Source organism: Streptomyces sp. NBC_00989, assembly GCF_045162655.1.
Classification (GTDB): Bacteria; Actinomycetota; Actinomycetes; order Streptomycetales; family Streptomycetaceae; genus Streptomyces.
Window position 1 is genome coordinate 6,361,369 of record NZ_CP108728.1, and the last position, 18,301, is coordinate 6,379,669.

The following is an 18,301-nucleotide window of genomic DNA, read 5'->3' on the forward strand; positions in this document are numbered from 1 at the left end:
TTCGCTGCTGGTCAGTGCAGCGAACGGGTGATCATCTGATCATCCGGCCGGGAGTGGGGGAAAGGGCTTTTCTCGGCCAACCTCGATGTCACGCCGCGGTGGCGTCCCCCGTCACCGCGACCCGCCCCAGCAGCTCCTCGTACGCCGCGCGGTCGAACTCGCCCGCCACAGGCGCCAGTACGGTCGCCGCCGACAGTGCTACGGCTCGTGCCAGGCGGTCCGGCCACGGTAGGCGCTCGACCAAGCCCGACAGCAGGCCCGCGACCGCCGAGTCGCCCGCGCCGGTCGGGTTGCCGTGGACGCGGGCCGGGGGTGTCGCGTGCCAGGTGCCCTCCGGGGTTGCCGCCAGCAGGCCTTTCGCGCCGAGTGAGGCGACCACCGTGCGCGCACCCCGGCGACGCGCGTCCTGGGTGGCGCGCAACGGGTCGTGGGAGCCGGTGAGTTCGGCCAGTTCGTCGGTGTTGGGCTTGACGATGTCGGGGCGGGCGGCGACTCCTCGGCGCAGGGGTTCGCCGCTGGTGTCGAGGAGGACCGGGACACCGGCTGTTCGCGCGGTGCGGATCAGGCCGGCGTACGCGCCCACCGGCACTCCCGGCGGCAGGCTTCCGCACAGGGCCACCGCCGAGACCCCGCCGCCCAACAGAGCCTCGTACGCCTCCTGGAAGGCCGACCACTCCGCCGAAGTGACCGTCGGGCCGGGCTCGTTGAGTTGGGTCGTGTCACCAGTCAGCTCGTCGACTATCGCTGTCGTGCGGCGGGTCGCGCCGGAGACCGGGATGAGGGCGTCCAACACGCCTGGGGTGTCGGTGAGTTGCTCCTGGACCATGCGTCCCGTGGCGCCGCCCGTGAAGCCGGTGACCGTCACCTCGTGGCCCAGGGCGGCCAGGACCCGGGCCACGTTCAGGCCCTTGCCGCCGGGGCGTTCGGTCACCTCGGAGACGCGGTGCGAAGCGTGCGGTCGCAACTCCCGCACCCGGTAGGTGATGTCGAGAGCGGTGTTCAGCGTCACCGTGAGGATCACCGGGCCGACCTCCCCCGAAGTGTGTGTCCGCCGTCCAGTTCGGGCTCGATGATGCCAAAGAGGCGGCGGTCCTCCCAGTCTCCCGGGACAACCGCCACCTCAACAGCGGTACATTTCAGCCCAGTTGGGGATCGACCACCCAAGTGCCGCGCCGCATGACGCCCTTGAGGTCGAAGGACGAGTCCAGCAGCACCAGGTCGGCGTACTTGCCCGGCTCCAGAGAGCCGATCTCGTCGTAACTCCCCAGCAGCCGCGCCGGGTTGGCCGAGATCGCGGCGACCACGTCCTCGACCGGCAGCCGGTCGACCGTCACCGCACGCTTGAAGGCCCGGTCCAGGGTGAGGGTCGAGCCCGCGATGGAACCGCCCTCCACCAGCCGCGCCACGCCCTCGCTCACCTCGACCTCCAGCGGGCCGAGCATGTAACGCCCGTCGCCGAAGCCCGCCGCGTCCATCGCGTCCGTGATGAACGCGACCCGCTCCGCACGGGCGTGATGGAACGCCAACTCCAGTGCCGCCGGGTGCAGATGCGTACCGTCATTGATCAACTCGACGGTGATCCGCTCGTCTTCGAGCAGCGCCGCGATCGGACCGGGGTCACGGTGACCGAGCGGCGGCATCGCGTTGAACAGGTGCGTGGCGACCGTCGCGCCCGCGTCGATCGCCTCCACCGTCTGCTCGTACGACGCGTCGGTGTGCCCGATCGCCGCGATGACGCCGTGTTCGGCGAGCAGGCGTACGGAGTCGAGGCCGCCGGGGAGTTCGGTCGCGAGGGTGACCATCTTGGCCTGGCCGCGGGCCGCGTCGACCAGCTTGCGGACGTCCGCCGGGTCGGGGTCGCGGAGCAGGGCCTCGGAGTGGGCGCCCTTGCGGCACGGGGAGATGAACGGGCCCTCGAAGTGGATACCGGCGAGGTCGCCCTGCTCGGCCAGTTCGGAGAGGAGGCCGGCGCGGTGGGCGAGGAAGTCCATGTCGCCGGTGACGGTGGAGGCGACCAGGGTGGTGGTGCCGTGGAGGCGGTGGGTGTGGATGCCCTGGAGGACGTCTTCGATGGTGCCGGAGGTGAAGGAGGCACCCCCACCTCCGTGGTTGTGCAGGTCTACGAATCCCGGTACCAGCCAGTGGCCGGTGACGTCGAGTACCTGGGCGTTGTTGGGGGCGGCGCCGGTGATGCGGGTGCCGTCGATGATGAGCCGGCCGTTCTTGACCGTTCCGGTGGGCAGGACCAGGTTGGCACCGGAGAGGATCAGGGGCGCATTGGCCGTTGCGGGCTGCGGGTGCGTTGTGGCTGGTCGCGCAGTTCCCCGCGCCCCTGAGGTGGGTGCCATCAGCGTGCTACCTCCGTGCGGTCGGTTGAGTTGAGGAGATCCCAAGCCAGCAGGCCTGCGCCCAGGCATCCCGCTGTGTCGCCCAGGGCCGCCGGGACGATGGACGGCAGTTTCTGGAAGGTGATCCGGTCCCGGACCGCCTCTCGGAGTGGTGTGAACAACGTTTCCCCCGCCTCCGCCAGGCCGCCACCGATGATGATCGTGCGGGGGTCCAGGAGGGTGAGGGCGGTGACGAGGCCGTCGGCGAGGGCGTCGACGGCTTCCTGCCAGACCTTTTCCGCGCGAGGGTCCCCGGAGGCGACCGCCTTCGCGCAGTCCGCCGCGTCCGCCCCGGGGGCGCCGGAGACGGCCGCCCACGCCTCCGTCACCGCCGCCGCGGACGCGTACCGCTCCAGGCAGCCGGTCTGGCCGCAGGGGCAGGGGGTGCCGCCGGGTCGTACGACGATGTGGCCGATCTCGCCGGCGAAGCCGTGCGCGCCCGCCTCCACCCGGCCGTCGATGCCGATCGCGCCCGCTATACCGGTGCCGAGCGGGACGAAGAGGAACCGGTCGGCGCCCTTGCCCGCGCCGATGCGGCCCTCGGCGAGGCCGCCGGTGCGGACGTCGTGGCCGAGGGCGACCGGGACACCGCCGAGGCGGGCGGCCAGCAGGTCGCGCAGCGGTACGTCGCGCCAGCCGAGGTTGGCCGAGTACGCGGCGATGCCCCGCTCGGCGTCGACGATGCCGGGGACGGCGACGCCGGCGGCGGACGCGGGCTCGCCGTAGTGCTCCTCGCCGTACGCGCGCAGCTCGGCGGCGAAGCCGAGGATGTGCTCGACGACCGCGTCCGGTCCGCGCTCGCGGCCGGTCGCCCGGCGGGCCCGGTGGAGCAGCTCGCCCTCCGCCCCCACTAGGGCGGCCTTCATCCCGGTGCCGCCCACGTCGAGGGCGATGACATGTCTCACGGGGGACAGTGTGGCCCGTCTACCCGCGAGAGGTCTAGTCCACTTACGTGGTGTAGACCTTATGGGTTCGCAGAGCGAACGTCACGACAGCAAAGGTTGGGGATTCGGCAGTGCAGCGGCGCAGGACAGGAATGATCGCGGTGACGTCCGTACTGGGCATGACGGCGGTCCTCGGTGGCTGCGGCCTCGGCGGGGGCTCGGGTGATGTCACCCTGAGACTCGTCGCCGCGGACTACGGCGACTCCGCGTCGAACGGTTCGCAGAAATACTGGGACGGACTGGTCAAGGCGTACGAGGCGAAGCACCCGAACGTCAAGGTCGAGGTCAGCGTCTACTCCTGGAACGACGTCGACCGCAAGGTCAAGGAGCTGGTCGCGGCCGGCAAGGCGCCCGACATGGCGCAGATCGGCGCGTACGCGGACTACGCCGACGCGGGCAAGCTGTACTCCACGGCCGACCTGCTCTCCATCCCCGTAGAGGCCGATTTCATGGAGCCGTTGCTGGACGCGGGGCAGGTGAACCACATCCAGTACGGCATGCCGTTCGCCGCGTCTACGCGCGTCCTCTTCTACAACAAGACCCTCTTCACCGAGGCCGGGCTCACCCCGCCGAAGGACTGGAGCGAGCTGGCCGCCGACGCGGAGGCGTTGAAGGAGCGGGGCGTGAAGTACCCGTTCGCGCTGCCGCTCGGGTCCGAGGAGGCGCAGGCCGAGACGATGCAGTGGCTGCTCGGCGGGGGCGGTGGCTACACCGACGACATCGGCACGTACACCCTCGACTCCACGCAGAACATCTCCACCTTCACCTGGCTGCGCGACAACCTCGTCGCCAAGGGTCTGACCGGTCCCGTCGCGCCGGCCAAGCTGAACCGCGCGGACGCGTTCGCCGCCTTCGCCAACGGTGACGTAGGCATGCTCAACGGCCACCCGACCCTCATGCAGCAGGCCGCCAAGAAGGGCGTCAAGTTCGGCACGGTCGCGATGCCCGGGCGCACCGGCAAGGCCAAGACCACGATGGGTGTGGCCGACTGGATGGCCGCGTTCAAGCAGAACGGCCACCGCGAGCAGATCGGCGACTTCCTCGACTTCGTCTACAGCGAGAAGAACGTCCTCGCCTTCTCCCGCGAGTACGACCTCCTGCCGGTGACCAACTCCGCGTCCGAGGCGATGGAGGAGTCGAAGCAGGACCGGGCGCTACGGCCCTTCCTGGAGGAACTCCCGCTGTCCACGCTCTATCCGGTCGGCAACACGTCCTGGTCCGCGGTCAGCGCCGACATCAAGAAGCGGATAGGTCAGGCGGTGGCCGCGAACGGGAGCCCGGGGGCGGTGCTGGGGCAGTTGCAGGCGTCGGCGTCGTTGGCGGAGAGCGGAAAGTAGCGGCCGGGGCCGTTGTCGGTGGCGGGGGTTACCGTGCAGGGCATGGACAAGGACCGGCCCTCGCGGCTTCCCTCGCTGGACCGGAGGGAACAGGACATCCTCGCGCTGGAGCGCCGCGGCTTCCCGGGCCCCGGCGTGAAGGAACGCGCGATACGCGAGGAACTGGGCCTGGCCCCGGTGCGCTACTACCAGCTGCTCAACGCCCTGCTGGACGACGAGCGGGCCCTGGCCCACGACCCGGTGACGGTGAACAGGCTGCGACGGGTGCGGGAGACACGCCGGTCGGAAAGGTGAGGGTCCCGGCCGCGCGGCGCTGAGCGAGGGGTGGGACCGGCGCCGCCCGGATAGGGTCGTTGACATGGGCAGCCCTCAGGACTCCACCGATCCCGTGCACACACTGCCGACCCCCGTCACCCGCGCCGGTCGCGAGGCTCTGGAGGCGATCCTCGCCAAACCGGCCTCCGCGGTGATCGGGCTCGACTTCGACGGCACACTCGCCCCGATCGTGCCGGACCCCGAGCAGGCGCGGGCCCACCCGGGCGCGGTACCGGCGCTGGCCGCGCTCGCCCCGAAGGTGGCGTCCGTGGCCGTGATCACCGGCCGCCCGGCGGGCGTCGCGGTCCGCAACGGCGGCTTCGCGGGCGTACCGGGCCTGGAACACCTGGTCGTGCTGGGCCACTACGGCACGGAACGCTGGGACGCGGTGAGCAGCACGGTCAGCGCCCCCGCCCCGCACCCCGGCGTCGCGGCGGTCCGCGCCGAACTCCCGGGCTTCCTGGACGGCATCGGCGCCTGGCAGGGCACGTGGATCGAGGAGAAGGGCCGCGCCCTCGCGGTCCACACCCGCCGGGCGACCGACCCCCAGGCCGCCTTCGAAGCCCTCCGCGCCCCCCTCACCGACCTCGCCACCCGCCACGGCCTGATCGTCGAACCCGGCCGCATGGTCCTGGAGTTGCGCCCGCCGGGCATGGACAAGGGCGTGGCCCTCCTCGACTACCTCCGCGAAACCGCCGCCGAGTCCGTCCTCTACGCCGGCGACGACCTGGGCGACCTCCCCGCTTTCGCCGCCGTCGAAAAACTCCGCTCGGACGGCGTCCCGGGGTTGCTGGTGTGCAGCGGCAGCAACGAGGTAGCCGAACTACGGGAGCGGGCCGACCTGGTGGTGGACGGCCCGGCAGGGGTCGTGGACCTGCTGTCGGCGCTCGCGGCTCAACTCGGCTGATGGGCAACGGGGTTGGCGGGCGCCGGACCGGGGTGTCGTAACTGCCCGGCCCGCCCCGGCCGCGGGCGCTGGAGCCGCCACGGCGATGCGGTCGGCGCTCGCCGCTCAACTGGGCTGAATGCCCAGCCGGGTTGGTGAGGTGGTCCGGAGTGTTAAGCCCGTAGTCCGCGCCCGTCGCTCAACTCACCTGATCCCGCAGCGCGTTCAGCTGTTCCAGGAACCACTGGGCCGGAGGCAGGGCCGTGGCCGCGGCGGTCAGCCTCTTCGTGCGCTCGGCCCGTTCCTCGGGCGGCATCGTCAGGGCCTCGTGGAGCGCGGCGGCCGTGCCGATCACGTCGTACGGGTTGACCGGGATCGCGTCCTCGCCCAACTCCTCGTAGGCGCCCGCCTCTCGGGAGAGGACCAGGACGCAGCCCTCGTCGGAGACGACCGGGACCTCCTTGGCGACGAGGTTCATGCCGTCGCGGATGGGGTTCACCAGGGCGACGTCGGCGAGGCGGTACGCGGCCAGGGAGCGGGCGAAGTCGTCCTTGACGTGGAGGACGACCGGGGTCCAACCGGGCGTGCCGTAGCGGGAGTTGATCTCGTCGGCGACCCGCTGCACCTCGGCCGTGTAGTCGCGGTAGACGGCGAGGTCCTGCCGGGAGGGGTAGGCGAACGCCACGTGGACGACCCGCTCCAGCAACTCCGGGTGGTCGTCGAGGAGTTGGCGGTACGCCAGGAGGCCGCGCACGATGTTCTTGGACAGTTCGGTGCGGTCGACGCGGACGATGGTCCTGCGGCCCGCGCCGATCTCCTCGCGCAGCGCGACGATGCGCTCCTCCACGTCCGGCTCGTGCGAGCGGGCGCGCAGGAAGTCGGCGTCGGCGCCCAGGCCGTGGACACCGATCCGCGTGTCACCCGGGCCGCCGGCGAACTCCGTACAACAGGCCGCGAACGCGTCCGCCCAGCGGTGGGTGAGGAAGCCGAGCCGGTCCGCGCCGAGCATGCCCGTCAGCAGTTGCTCACGGATGTCGTCCGGCAGCATCCGGAAGTAGTCCGCCGGTGCCCACGGCGTGTGCGAGAAGTGGCCGATACGGAGATCGGGGCGCAGCTCGCGCAGCATCCCCGGCACCAGGCACAGGTGGTAGTCCTGCACGATCGCGATCGCGCCCGCCGCCGCCTCCGCCGCCAGCGCTTCCGCGAACGCCCGGTTGTACGTCTCGTAGGACGCCCACTGGCGCCGGAACTCCGCGTCGAAGACCGGCTCCAGCGGGGTCTGGTACAGCATGTGGTGGACGAACCACAGCACGGAGTTGGCGATGCCGTTGTACGCGTCGGCGTGCACGTCGGCCGGGATGTCCAGCATCCGCACGCCGTCCTCGCCGACCCCGCGCCGTACGGCCTCGCGGTCGCCGTCGGACAGCGCCGAGCACACCCACAGCGCCCCCGCGTCCGGCCCGATCGCCGACAGCCCGGACACCAGCCCGCCGCCACCCCGCCTGGCGCGCAGCGAACCGTCGCCGCCCACCTCGTACGAGACGGGACCGCGATTGGACGCGACGAGCACCTGAGCAGCACCGCGAGGGGGCGTGGAAGCCGTAGAAGCCGTGGAAGCCATACGCCACAACCTAGCCCGGCCCGGAAACGCTCAAACGTGCGGACGGCCGCCGGCGGACCGTACGGGTCCGTATACGACCGTCCGCGACCGTCTGCGTGACTGACTACGACTGTCTAAGGCCGCACTACGACCGCGCCGGTCATGCCACCTTGCGGGACTGGTACTCGGTGATGTCCGCCATCGGCGGCCGTTCCTCCGTGTCCACGGAGTACGTGCGCGGCTCGAAGCCGTCCGGACCCCGTTCGAACTGGGTGAGCGACGGCCGGATCAGATGCCCTCGGGCCAGCCTCAGCTGTGCCGTGCGGTAGATCTGCGCGGCCATCCGGCCCAGCGCCTGCCCGTCCTGGTGCCGGTGCTTGCGCACGCCCACGTCCACCTGCGCGAGGGCGTCCAGGCCCACCAGGTGGAGCGCGTCGACGAGCATGCCGAGCTCGATGCCGTACCCGACGGGGAACGGCAGTTGTTCGAGCAGGGAACGGCGGGCCGCGTACTCGCCGCCCAACGGCTGGACGAATCCGGCCAGTTGAGGCCAGTGCATGTTCAGCAGCGGGCGGGCCATCATCTCGGTGACGCGGCCACCCTGGCCGGCCGCGCCGCCGAGCGGGCGGTCGTACATCGCCTTGACGAGGTCGACGCCGGGGTCGGTGAGCAGCGGGCCCACGATCCCGGTGACGAAGTCGGAGGAGAACTCCTTCAGGTCCGCGTCGATGAAGCAGACGATGTCGCCGCTGGTGACCAGCAGCGAGCGCCACAGCACCTCGCCCTTGCCGGGCACGGCGGGGATGCGGGGCAGGATGTCGTCACGGTGCACGACCCGGGCGCCCGCCGCGGCGGCCACCTCGGAGGTGCGGTCGGTGGACCCGGAGTCGACGACGACGATCTCGTCGACGAGCGGGACCTGCTGCATGAGGTCGTGGCGGATGATCGCGACGATGTCGCCGACCGTCGCTTCCTCGTTGAGCGCGGGGAGCACGACGGAGACCGACTGGCCCGTGCGGTGCTTCGCGGCCAGAATCTTGTGGAGCGGCCGGTCGGTCATGGACCAGGAGCGGGTGCTCAGCCAGTGCTCGACTTCCTTCAGCACGTTGCGCGGCTCCTCTGCGTTCTCTCGGCGATCAGTGATCACGGAGTGTGTGTGATCCATCTCGCGGTTCGGACGGCTCACTCAACTGTCCTGGCCTTCGGTTACAGTCTTGAACAACGCTGATGACCATCGCATGTCGGGGGTCGTCAACGCTCACGCAAGTGACACAACCGCATACACAACTGAACACCGCTCATCCAGAGGGGCAGAGGGATACGGCCCGATGAAGCCCCGGCAACCCTCCAGCCGGTCTTGGCACGCAGCTACACGCTGACGTGGTGAGGCTCCCGGCTCGGGAAGGTGCCAAATCCGTCTCACGGCGAGATGCGTCGTGAGGAAGATGAGGAGAAAGGGCCTCCCCTCCATGGCTGCGCAGACTGTCGCAAGCACCACGAACTCCGCGAACACGGACACGACCGCCGCGGACATCGCCAACTCCGTAGACCTCGGCCCCGCCACCGCGCTGTCCTGCCGCGAGTGCGGACACCGCGTCCCGCTCGGCCCGGTCTTCGCCTGCGAGGAGTGTTTCGGCCCGCTGGAGATCGCCTACGACTTCTCGGCCTACGACACCGAAGAGCTCCGCAAGCGCATCGAAGCGGGCCCGGCGAACATCTGGCGTTACGCGCCCCTGCTGCCCGTCCCCGCCGACGTGGCCGACAAGCCGAACATCAACCCCGGCTGGACCAAGCTCGTCCAGGCCGACAACCTCGCCCGCGAACTGGGCGTCGACGCGGGCAAGTTGTTCGTCAAGGACGACTCCGGCAACCCGACGCACTCCTTCAAGGACCGCGTCGTCGCCCAGGCCATCGAAGCGGCTCGCGCCTTCGACTTCACCACCCTCTCCTGCTCCTCCACCGGCAACCTCGCCGGCGCCGTCGGTGCCGCCGCAGCCCGGGCCGGCTTCCGCTCCTGCGTGTTCATCCCGCACGACCTGGAGCAGGGCAAGGTCGTGATGGCCGCGATCTACGGCGGCGAGCTCGTCGGCATCGAGGGCAACTACGACGACGTGAACCGTTTCTGCTCCGAGCTGATCGGTGACCCGGCGGGTGAGGGCTGGGGGTTCGTCAACGTCAACCTGCGCCCGTACTACGCCGAGGGCTCCAAGACCCTCGCGTACGAGATCTGCGAGCAGCTCGGCTGGCGGCTTCCGGACCAGCTGGTCGTGCCCATCGCCTCCGGGTCGCAGCTCACGAAGATCGACAAGGGCCTCCAGGAGCTGATCAAGCTCGGGCTCGTCGAGGACAAGCCGTACAAGATCTTCGGCGCGCAGGCGGAGGGGTGTTCGCCGGTCTCCGTCGCCTACAAGGCCGGTCACGACGTCGTACGGCCGCAGAAGCCGAACACGATCGCGAAGTCCCTCGCCATCGGGAACCCGGCGGACGGTCCCTACGTGCTGGACATCGCCCGGCGGACCGGTGGGGCTGTCGAGGACGTCAACGACGAGCAGGTCGTCGACGCGATCAAGTTGCTTGCCCGGACCGAGGGGATCTTCGCGGAGACCGCGGGTGGGGTGACCGTCGGTGTGGCGAAGAAGCTGATCGAGAACGGGCTGCTGGATCCGACGCTGACCACGGTGGTTCTCAACACCGGTGATGGTCTGAAGACGCTGGACGCGGTGGCCGGTACGGGGCTCACCGCGACGATCCGGCCGAACCTTGAGTCGTTCAGGGAAGCTGGACTCGCGTCCTGAGAGTCGTTCTTTGACTGCGGGCCGGTGGGGGCCGGCCGCGCCCACGCGGCGGTAGCCGCAGATTCAACACAGCCCCGCGCCCCTGAGGGCATCACCTGACCGGAGGTCTCATCGTGAGCGTTAGCGTCCGCATCCCTACCATTCTCCGCACCTACACCGGCGGGCAGGCCGAAGTCACCGCCGAGGGCACGACCCTCGCCGAGGTCATCAGCGACCTTGAGAAGAACCACACCGGGATCTCCGCCCGCGTGCTCGACGATCAGGGCAAGCTGCGGCGGTTCGTCAACGTGTACGTGAACGATGACGACGTGCGGTTCGAGCAGGGGCTGGAGACGGCCACTCCGGACGGGGCCGGCGTCTCGATCATTCCGGCCGTCGCCGGCGGCTGATAATTACCCTCGGTAACGCCGATTACCAAGAGTTCATCGAATTGCCCCCTCCGTGAGAGAAGCGGAGGGGGCAATTCTGTAGGGTTGAGCGGGGTACAGTTGGGGAACCCGCTCCACTCCGCATGCCGGACGCATATGAGTACCGGCTCCGCGTGCGATGAGAAGTAGCCAAAGTGTGCAGGTCTTTTGCGCCTTATGTTCCCTTTATCGGGCCCGAGTTGCCCTGAAGTCGGACTAATTATCCGTAAATTCCCGACCGGTCCTGCCCTGAATTCTCGTCGGATTGACCTGTTGCAGACGGCAGTTGGGCGGATACATTCGGCCGCGGTCGACGCGTTCCGGCGCACGCCCCCAAACCTGTGGGGGGTGAGGTCTGACCCGGATCCGCGAAGTGCGGGTCCGTGCAAGGGCCAGTAATAGGGGAGTTAGGCATGGCTCAGGGCACCGTCAAATGGTTCAACGCGGAGAAGGGGTACGGCTTCATCGCGGTCGACGGTGGTGCGGATGTTTTCGTCCACTACAGCGCGATTCAGATGGACGGCTACCGCACCCTGGAAGAGGGTCAGCGGGTCGATTTCGAGATCTCGCAGGGTCAGAAGGGGCCGCAGGCGGACATGGTCCGGCTCGCGACCAGCTGAAGCACGCGCCGACGAACAGCAGCGACGTTCTTCGTTCCTCATCGAAGGGCTCGTACTCCTGGGGGGTCACCTCCTGGGGTACGGGCCCTTCGGCATGCCCGGAGCCGGAGGTCGGAGCCGGAGGTCGGAGCCGGAGGTCGGAGCGGGGCCGGCGAGGGGGCTGGAGTGGGTGCCAGAACCCGGGAGCCGCTTGCACTCGACCATGCCGAGTGCTAATCATTGGCGTTAGCACTCTGAAGGTGAGAGTGATAACGAAGGACCGGGTGGGTGAGGCCCGCAGGCCAGGTGGTGCAAGGAATCACAGGGCAGGCAGGCCGTCCGTCGCGGGCGCCAGCGCGGTCCGGAGCAATCCACCCCAGTCCGGGAGGACCACTTCACATGGCCAAGATCATCGCGTTCGACGAGGAGGCACGGCGCGGTCTCGAGCGCGGGATGAACCAGCTCGCCGACGCCGTCAAGGTCACCCTTGGCCCCAAGGGCCGCAACGTCGTCCTCGAGAAGAAGTGGGGCGCCCCCACGATCACCAACGATGGTGTTTCCATCGCCAAGGAGATCGAGCTCGAGGACCCGTACGAGAAGATCGGCGCCGAGCTGGTCAAGGAAGTCGCCAAGAAGACGGACGACGTCGCGGGCGACGGTACGACCACGGCGACCGTGCTCGCCCAGGCCCTCGTCAAGGAGGGTCTGCGCAACGTAGCCGCCGGCGCCAACCCGATGGCCCTCAAGCGCGGTATCGAGAAGGCCGTCGAGGCCGTCTCCGGTGCCCTGCTGGAGCAGGCCAAGGACGTGGAGACCAAGGAGCAGATCGCTTCCACGGCCTCCATCTCCGCCGCCGACACCCAGATCGGCGAGCTCATCGCCGAGGCGATGGACAAGGTCGGCAAGGAAGGCGTCATCACCGTCGAGGAGTCCCAGACCTTCGGGCTCGAGCTTGAGCTCACCGAGGGTATGCGCTTCGACAAGGGCTACATCTCGGCGTACTTCGCCACCGACATGGAGCGTATGGAGGCCGTCCTCGACGACCCGTACATCCTGATCGCCAACTCGAAGATCGCCAACGTCAAGGACCTGCTCCCGCTCCTGGAGAAGGTCATGCAGTCGGGCAAGCCGCTGCTGATCATCGCCGAGGACGTCGAGGGCGAGGCCCTGTCCACGCTGGTCGTCAACAAGATCCGCGGCACCTTCAAGTCCGTCGCCGTCAAGGCTCCGGGCTTCGGTGACCGTCGCAAGGCCATGCTCGGCGACATCGCCATCCTCACGGGCGGCGAGGTCATCTCCGAGGAGGTCGGCCTCAAGCTGGAGAACGCGACCGTGGATCTCCTCGGCCGCGCCCGCAAGGTCGTCATCACCAAGGACGAGACGACGATCGTCGACGGCTCGGGCTCGGCGGACCAGGTTGCCGGTCGCGTCAACCAGATCCGCGCCGAGATCGAGAACAGCGACTCGGACTACGACCGCGAGAAGCTCCAGGAGCGCCTCGCCAAGCTCGCGGGTGGCGTCGCCGTCATCAAGGCGGGCGCGGCCACCGAGGTCGAGCTCAAGGAGCGCAAGCACCGCATCGAGGACGCCGTTCGCAACGCGAAGGCGGCCGTCGAGGAGGGCATCGTCGCCGGTGGCGGCGTCGCGCTCATCCAGGCGGGCCACGTCTTCGAGAAGCTTGAGCTCGAGGGTGACGAGGCCACCGGTGCCGCGATCGTCAAGCTGGCCCTTGAGGCCCCGCTGAAGCAGATCGCCGTCAACGGTGGTCTCGAAGGCGGAGTCGTCGTCGAGAAGGTCCGCAACCTGCCCATCGGTCACGGCCTCAACGCCGCCACCGGTGAGTACGTGGACATGATCGCCGAGGGCATCATCGACCCGGCGAAGGTCACGCGCTCTGCCCTGCAGAACGCCGCGTCCATCGCCGCGCTGTTCCTCACCACCGAGGCCGTCATCGCCGACAAGCCCGAGAAGGCCGGTGCCGGCGCGGGCGCCGGCGGCGGCATGCCGGGCGGTGACATGGACTTCTGATCGACCTCTGGTTGATCAACGGTCTTACCGAGGGCGGTACTTCCTGTTCCGACAGGGGGTACCGCCCTCGGGCGTGTCCGGGATCACAGGGTGCGGCGCCGACCGGTCGGAATGAGGGGCTTGGCCGGGAGGTTGTTGTTGACGCATGATCGATGCATACGCACATACCACCTGGTACCTGATGTCCGGTACCTGATGGCTGATACCTGGTAATCCCGAGGAGCCCCCACTCGTGTCTACGACCGCCCCCGCCTCCCGAGCGGCCGAAATCCTCGCCCGCCCGATCACCCTCAACGGCCTGACCGTCCCGAACCGGATCGTCATGGCGCCGATGACCCGGCAGTTCTCGCCGGGCGGGGTGCCCGGCGAGGACGTGGTCGGGTACTACGCCCGCCGCGCCGCCGCGGGCGTAGGCCTCATCGTCACCGAGGGGACCTACGTCGGTCACGACTCGGCCGGGCAGAGCGACCGCGTCCCGCGTTTCCACGGCGAGGAGCAGCTCGCGGGCTGGGCGAAGGTCGCCGAGGGCGTGCACGCGGCGGGCGGCACGATCGTGCCGCAGCTGTGGCACATCGGCATGGTCCGCGAGCAGGGCCAGCCGCCGTACGCGGACGCCCCCGCGGTCGGCCCGTCCGGGCTGCGCATCGGCAGCGACGAGGTCACCGGTACGGCCATGACGCAGCGGGACCTGGACGACGTCATCGGCGCCTTCGCGGAGGCCGCGGCCGCCGCCGAGCGCATCGGCTTCGACGGCGTCGAACTGCACGGCGCGCACGGCTATCTCCTCGACCAGTTCCTGTACGCGGGCACCAACCGCCGTACGGACGCCTACGGCGGTGACGCGGTCGCCCGTACGAAGTTCGCGGCGGAGATCGTGGCCGCCGTACGCGAGACGGTCTCCCCGGAGTTCCCGATCATCTTCCGCTACTCGCAGTGGAAGCAGGACGTCTACGGCGCCCGTCTCGCCGAGAGCCCGGAGGAGCTGGAGGCCATCCTGACCCCGCTCGCGGCGGCCGGTGTCGACGTCTTCCACGCGTCCACCCGCCGTTACTGGCTCCCCGAGTTCGAGGACACCGGCTCCGACCTGAACCTCGCCGGCTGGACCAAGAAGCTCACCGGCAAGCAGACCATCACCGTCGGCTCGGTCGGCCTCGACGGCGACTTCCTCAAGGGGTTCCGGGGTGAGGGCGCTCCGGTCAAGGGCATCGACGACCTCCTCGACAGCCTGGAGCGGGACGAGTTCGACATGGTGGCGGTGGGCCGCGCGCTGCTCCAGGACCCGGAGTGGGCCGCGAAGGTGCTTGCGGGGCGGGTGGAGGAGCTGGCGCCCTATGACGCGGCGGCGCTGAAGTCGCTGAGCTGAGCGCTGAGTTGTGGGTGCGGGTCGGTGGGGGTGACCGTCCCTGGGGGCTGCGCCCCCAGACCCCCATCGGCCTGAACGGCCTCGTCCTCAGACGCCGGACGGGCTGAGTAATGCCGGCCTGAGTTTCAAGTTGCGGCCGACGGGCTGGATGACCCCGGCCGGGACTGGGTGATGGTGGCCAGGCGGAAACGATGCGTACCGTGCGTCGTATGACCTCTGTCCGTGTCGCCACCTCCACCGATCTCGACGCCATCGTCACCACCTTCACCAGCGCCTTCTTCCACGATCCGGTCTGGGGGCCCGCCTTCCCCGACGAACGGCGGCGGGCCGAGCAGGCGGCCGTGATGTGGCGGGTCTATGCCGGTTCCGCGCTGCGTTATCCGTGGACGCTGGTGACGCCGGAGGTGGAGGCCGCGGCGGTCTTCATCCCGCCGGGCGGGGTCGAGTTGACCGAGGAGGAGGCCGCCGGTCTTGAGGGGCGGCTGGCCGCGGTCACGGATGTGGGGACCGCTCGCGCGATCATGGTGGTGGGGGAGCAGTTCGAGGCGGTGCATCCCACTGAGCCGTTCTTCTACCTCACGATCCTCGGCGCGCACGCCGACCACCGGGGTAAGGGCCTGGGCATGGGTCTGGTGGCGGAGGGGCTTGCCCGGATCGACGCGCTCGGCGCCCCGGTCTACCTGGAGTCGACCAACCCGGCCAACAACAAGCGGTACGAGAGCGTCGGCTTCGTGGCGCGCGACGAGATCGTCACCGCCGGCGGCCAGGTGGTCACGACGATGTGGCGGTCGCCGGCCACGCGGTGAGCCGTGGCTCCTGGCGTGTAGCTCTTCGTGTGTGGCTCTTCGTGTGTGGCTCTTGGTGGGGGTCCCAACTCGGGCTAGCGTGCCGGAACATGAGGATTCTGCACTTGTCCGACACCCATCTGGAACGCGCCGACGCCCCCAACCGCCATGGCATCAACGCGACCGACTCCCTGCGGCTGATGCTCGCCGAACTGCGGCACCAGCGTGGGGTGGACGCGATCGTCGTCACCGGGGACCTCGCCAACGACGGGGCGGTGGAGGCGTATACGGCCGTACGGGAGCTGGTCGGAGGCTTCGCGCGGAGGATGGGCGGTGTGCCGGTCTTCTACACGACCGGGAACCATGACGAACGCGAGGCGTTCGGGAAGGTGTTGGGGAGCGGGCACCTGGCCGCCGACGGCACGGATCGGGTCGTGTCCGCCGTGTTTCCCGTGGAGTTCGCGTGCGCGGCCGTGAGCGACGTGGGCGGATACAGGTTCATCACGCTCGACTCACTGGTGCCGGGAAAGGTGTACGGGCGGCTGAGCGGGGCCCAACTGGACTGGTTGAAGGAGGAGTTGAGCACGCCGTTCGGGAACGGGACCGTGCTCGCCTTCCATCATCCGCCGATAGCCCTCGACGTGCCGACCCAACAGGCCTTCGGGCTGCGGAATCCCGGGGAGCTGGCGGACGCGATCCGGGGGAGTGACGTACGGGCCGTCCTCACCGGGCACTTCCACCTCCAGCTCTTCGGCTTCCTGGAGGCGACGCCGGTGTGGGTCACGCCGGGTGTCGTCAACCGGATCGACCTGACGACCGCGCCCGGCACGGAGCGGGCGGTGCGGGGCGCCTCGGCCTCGCGGGTCGAACTGGGCGGTGAGAGCGGGCCGTTGTTCCACACCTTCCACGCACGGGACCCACGGGCGCACGAGACGGTGTACCAACTGGACGCGGAACAGACCCGGTTGGTCATCGAGCGGGAGCGGGAGCCGGAACAGGAAGGGGAGCGGGAGCAGGAGCAGGAGCAGGAACAGCAGGGCGGCTAGCGGGACTTGAACCAGGCGGCCAGTAGGTGTTCCTCCACGGCCGCGGACCCCACGTCAGAGGTTCCCCAGCGGCTCGATCTCCACGTGTACCGGTGTGCCCCAGACCCGGAGCACCTCGTAGTCCGTGAACTCGTGCACGAGGCGGTACGCCATCGCCGGGCGGGAGCCGCGGCGTGCGGCGGCGATGTACAGCTCGGCCTCGTGGCGGTCGCGGCGCGGGGTGCCGCAGAGCTGCCAGGCCTGGCCGTTCCACAGCTCGGGGAGCCACCGCTGCTGGGCCTGCGGGCGGTCTTCGCGGACGCCGTAGCGGGACGGGGTGGTGTCGGTGGGCCGGGTCGCGGCCGGGCCGTTGAACTCGGAGCGGCGGGCCGTGCGGCGCCGGGTCTCGCAGAGCAGGCAGAGGTCGGGGGCGTCGGCGTCGACCGGGCCGTTGGGGTGTTCGGGGCAGCGGGTGGTGGGCGCGGCGCCGCTGACGCTGTCGTCCAGGAGGTCGAGGGCGCGTTTGAGGTCCGCCTTGACCTCGTGCAGGCGGCCGTCGGGGGTGTCGGAGTTGAGCGCCTCGCCGTGCTCGCCGATGAGACGGAGGGCACGGCCTAGGGCGGTCTGCTGGGCGTGGTTCATGGTCGCTCGGCGCCATCCTTGATCTGCGGGTGCTCGGCGGTGCGGTGCGGTGCGGTGGAGTGCGGTGGAGTGCGGTGCGGTGCGGGGGCATGGTGTCGACTCCCACGCTCCATGGTGCCTCCTCCATGGTGCCCGGGGCGGTGTCGGTCGATCGGAGGACGGTCACACACGCGCCCTTTCTCGTCCTTTCTCCCCGGCCCCGCCGCCCCGATTTCTGGACTTGCAAGTCCATTTTCATCGTCGCACAGTGGCACTCCACCGTGGAGAACCGACCGGACGACGGAGTGAACCGAACCATGTCGATGAGGCTTGTGGGCAAGACCGCGCTGGTGACCGGAGCGACCAGCAACATCGGGCGGGCCGTCGCGGAGGCGTTCGCCGCCGAGGGGGCGTACGTCGCCGTCTCGGGCCGTAGCGCCGAGCGCGGCAGGGAGGTCGTCGACGGGATCCGCGCGCGCGGCGGCCGTGCCGAGTTCGTACGGGCCGACCTGGACGGCACCGCCGCCGCCTCGCAGGCGCTGGCGCGGGAGGCGACGCGGGTGCTCGGCGGCCGTATCGACGTCCTCGTCAACAACGCCGGCATCTACCCCGGCGACCGCACCGCGGACACCGACGAGAAGACCTTCGACCAGGTCTACGCGGTCAATGTGAAGGCCCCGTTCTTCCTCACGGCGGCCGTCGCGCCCGCCATGGTGGAGGCCGGCGGCGGGGCGATCATCAACCTGGGGTCCTGGATCGCCCGCCTGGGCATTCCGATCGGCGCGCTCTACAGCTCCACCAAGGGAGCCATGGAGACGCTGACGCGGGCCTGGGCGGCGGAGTTCGGGCCGCAAGGGGTACGGGTGAACGCGATCTCCCCGGGGGTCGTGCTGGACACCGCGCCCGGCGATGCCGATGCCGGCGAGGCCCACGCCGGTGAGGCCCATCCCGCCGTGGTCATGATGAAGGGCACCCCCGCGGGCGGCCCGGGAACCCCCGACGCCGTCGCGAACGCCGCCGTGTATCTGGCCGGTGACGAGTCCGCCTTCGTGCACGGCATCGTGCTCGACGTGGACGGCGGCCGGACCGCTGTCGCCGTCATCGCGGGCTGAAGCGCGGGCTGAGAGGGTTCGCGGGGCGGGCGTTGCGGTGGGGGTCGAGCGGCGGTCCCGTGGCGGGGTGTGACGTGTCCGTCGGGCGGTCGGGCCG

At 69.9% G+C, this 18,301-nt stretch carries 17 protein-coding genes and 1 riboswitch; of the genes, 11 read left to right on the forward strand and 6 right to left on the reverse strand.

All coding sequences use genetic code 11. The features are described from left to right. Nucleotides 1–88: 88 nt before the first annotated feature. The 3 genes from OG714_RS28265 to OG714_RS28275 all read right to left on the reverse strand — a co-directional run bounded on the left by OG714_RS28265 (nt 89) and on the right by OG714_RS28275 (nt 3,292). Nucleotides 89–1,021 (reverse strand): 1-phosphofructokinase family hexose kinase, encoded by a 933-nt coding sequence (locus OG714_RS28265; protein ID WP_406125102.1) that lies wholly within the window; start codon nt 1,019–1,021, stop codon nt 89–91. Nucleotides 1,022–1,136: 115 nt separating this feature from the next. Continuing rightward, on the reverse strand, nt 1,137–2,348 hold the full coding sequence (gene nagA, locus OG714_RS28270) for an N-acetylglucosamine-6-phosphate deacetylase (protein WP_406125104.1): 1,212 nt from the start codon (nt 2,346–2,348) through the stop codon (nt 1,137–1,139). After that, nucleotides 2,348–3,292, reverse strand: a complete 945-nt coding sequence (locus OG714_RS28275; RefSeq protein ID WP_406125106.1) for an ROK family protein — start codon at nt 3,290–3,292, stop codon at nt 2,348–2,350. Before OG714_RS28275 ends, nagA begins: the two co-directional genes overlap by 1 nt. A gap of 131 nt (nt 3,293–3,423) precedes the next feature. Between OG714_RS28275 and OG714_RS28280 the strand changes: the two genes are divergently transcribed. The 3 genes from OG714_RS28280 (at nt 3,424) to otsB (ending at nt 5,890) form a co-directional block, all read left to right on the forward strand. Next, nucleotides 3,424–4,668, forward strand: coding sequence for an extracellular solute-binding protein (locus tag OG714_RS28280; RefSeq protein ID WP_406125108.1), 1,245 nt, complete (start codon nt 3,424–3,426; stop codon nt 4,666–4,668). A 42-nt stretch (nt 4,669–4,710) separates the two neighbouring features. Further along, entirely contained in the window at nt 4,711–4,962 is a 252-nt protein-coding gene (locus tag OG714_RS28285; RefSeq protein WP_406125110.1) for a DUF3263 domain-containing protein, read from the forward strand. A gap of 64 nt (nt 4,963–5,026) precedes the next feature. Continuing rightward, the gene (gene otsB / locus OG714_RS28290) at nt 5,027–5,890 is read left to right on the forward strand and encodes a trehalose-phosphatase (RefSeq protein WP_406125112.1); all 864 of its coding nucleotides are present in this window, start codon (nt 5,027–5,029) and stop codon (nt 5,888–5,890) included. Between the two features lie 178 nt (nt 5,891–6,068). Here otsB and OG714_RS28295 read toward each other — a convergent pair whose 3' ends face one another. Both OG714_RS28295 and OG714_RS28300 read right to left on the reverse strand, forming a co-directional pair. Further along, nucleotides 6,069–7,490: a trehalose-6-phosphate synthase gene (locus OG714_RS28295; RefSeq protein ID WP_406125114.1), complete on the reverse strand. Its 1,422-nt coding sequence runs from the start codon at nt 7,488–7,490 to the stop codon at nt 6,069–6,071. Between the two features lie 139 nt (nt 7,491–7,629). Next, a complete protein-coding gene (locus OG714_RS28300) occupies nt 7,630–8,574 on the reverse strand; it encodes a glucosyl-3-phosphoglycerate synthase (protein WP_405948757.1) in 945 nt (314 codons plus the stop codon). Nucleotides 8,575–8,764: 190 nt separating this feature from the next. Continuing rightward, nucleotides 8,765–8,921, forward strand: a riboswitch (SAM riboswitch). 17 nt (nt 8,922–8,938) lie between these two features. On the opposite strand from OG714_RS28300, the gene thrC reads away from it, so the two are divergent. The 7 genes from thrC to OG714_RS28335 all read left to right on the forward strand — a co-directional run bounded on the left by thrC (nt 8,939) and on the right by OG714_RS28335 (nt 16,492). Continuing rightward, a complete protein-coding gene (thrC, locus tag OG714_RS28305; protein WP_406125116.1) occupies nt 8,939–10,264 on the forward strand; it encodes a threonine synthase in 1,326 nt (441 codons plus the stop codon). 113 nt (nt 10,265–10,377) lie between these two features. Further along, nucleotides 10,378–10,653 (forward strand): MoaD/ThiS family protein, encoded by a 276-nt coding sequence (locus tag OG714_RS28310; RefSeq protein ID WP_318017077.1) that lies wholly within the window; start codon nt 10,378–10,380, stop codon nt 10,651–10,653. Nucleotides 10,654–11,084: 431 nt separating this feature from the next. Continuing rightward, nucleotides 11,085–11,291 carry a cold-shock protein gene (locus OG714_RS28315; protein WP_019057200.1) on the forward strand — a complete coding sequence of 69 codons (207 nt, stop codon included), beginning with the start codon at nt 11,085–11,087 and terminating at the stop codon, nt 11,289–11,291. Nucleotides 11,292–11,669: 378 nt separating this feature from the next. Beyond that, the gene (groL, locus tag OG714_RS28320) at nt 11,670–13,298 is read left to right on the forward strand and encodes a chaperonin GroEL (RefSeq protein WP_200690012.1); all 1,629 of its coding nucleotides are present in this window, start codon (nt 11,670–11,672) and stop codon (nt 13,296–13,298) included. Between the two features lie 232 nt (nt 13,299–13,530). After that, nucleotides 13,531–14,661, forward strand: a complete 1,131-nt coding sequence (locus OG714_RS28325) for an NADH:flavin oxidoreductase (RefSeq protein ID WP_406125119.1) — start codon at nt 13,531–13,533, stop codon at nt 14,659–14,661. A 209-nt stretch (nt 14,662–14,870) separates the two neighbouring features. Then, nucleotides 14,871–15,467 carry a GNAT family N-acetyltransferase gene (locus tag OG714_RS28330; protein ID WP_406125121.1) on the forward strand — a complete coding sequence of 199 codons (597 nt, stop codon included), beginning with the start codon at nt 14,871–14,873 and terminating at the stop codon, nt 15,465–15,467. A gap of 89 nt (nt 15,468–15,556) precedes the next feature. Continuing rightward, a complete protein-coding gene (locus OG714_RS28335; RefSeq protein WP_406125123.1) occupies nt 15,557–16,492 on the forward strand; it encodes a metallophosphoesterase in 936 nt (311 codons plus the stop codon). A gap of 54 nt (nt 16,493–16,546) precedes the next feature. Here the strand turns inward: OG714_RS28335 and OG714_RS28340 are convergent, their stop codons facing one another. Beyond that, nucleotides 16,547–17,113: a hypothetical protein gene (locus OG714_RS28340; protein WP_406125125.1), complete on the reverse strand. Its 567-nt coding sequence runs from the start codon at nt 17,111–17,113 to the stop codon at nt 16,547–16,549. Between the two features lie 296 nt (nt 17,114–17,409). Between OG714_RS28340 and OG714_RS28345 the strand changes: the two genes are divergently transcribed. Continuing rightward, on the forward strand, nt 17,410–18,204 hold the full coding sequence (locus OG714_RS28345) for an SDR family NAD(P)-dependent oxidoreductase (protein ID WP_406125127.1): 795 nt from the start codon (nt 17,410–17,412) through the stop codon (nt 18,202–18,204). Nucleotides 18,205–18,301: the final 97 nt, after the last annotated feature.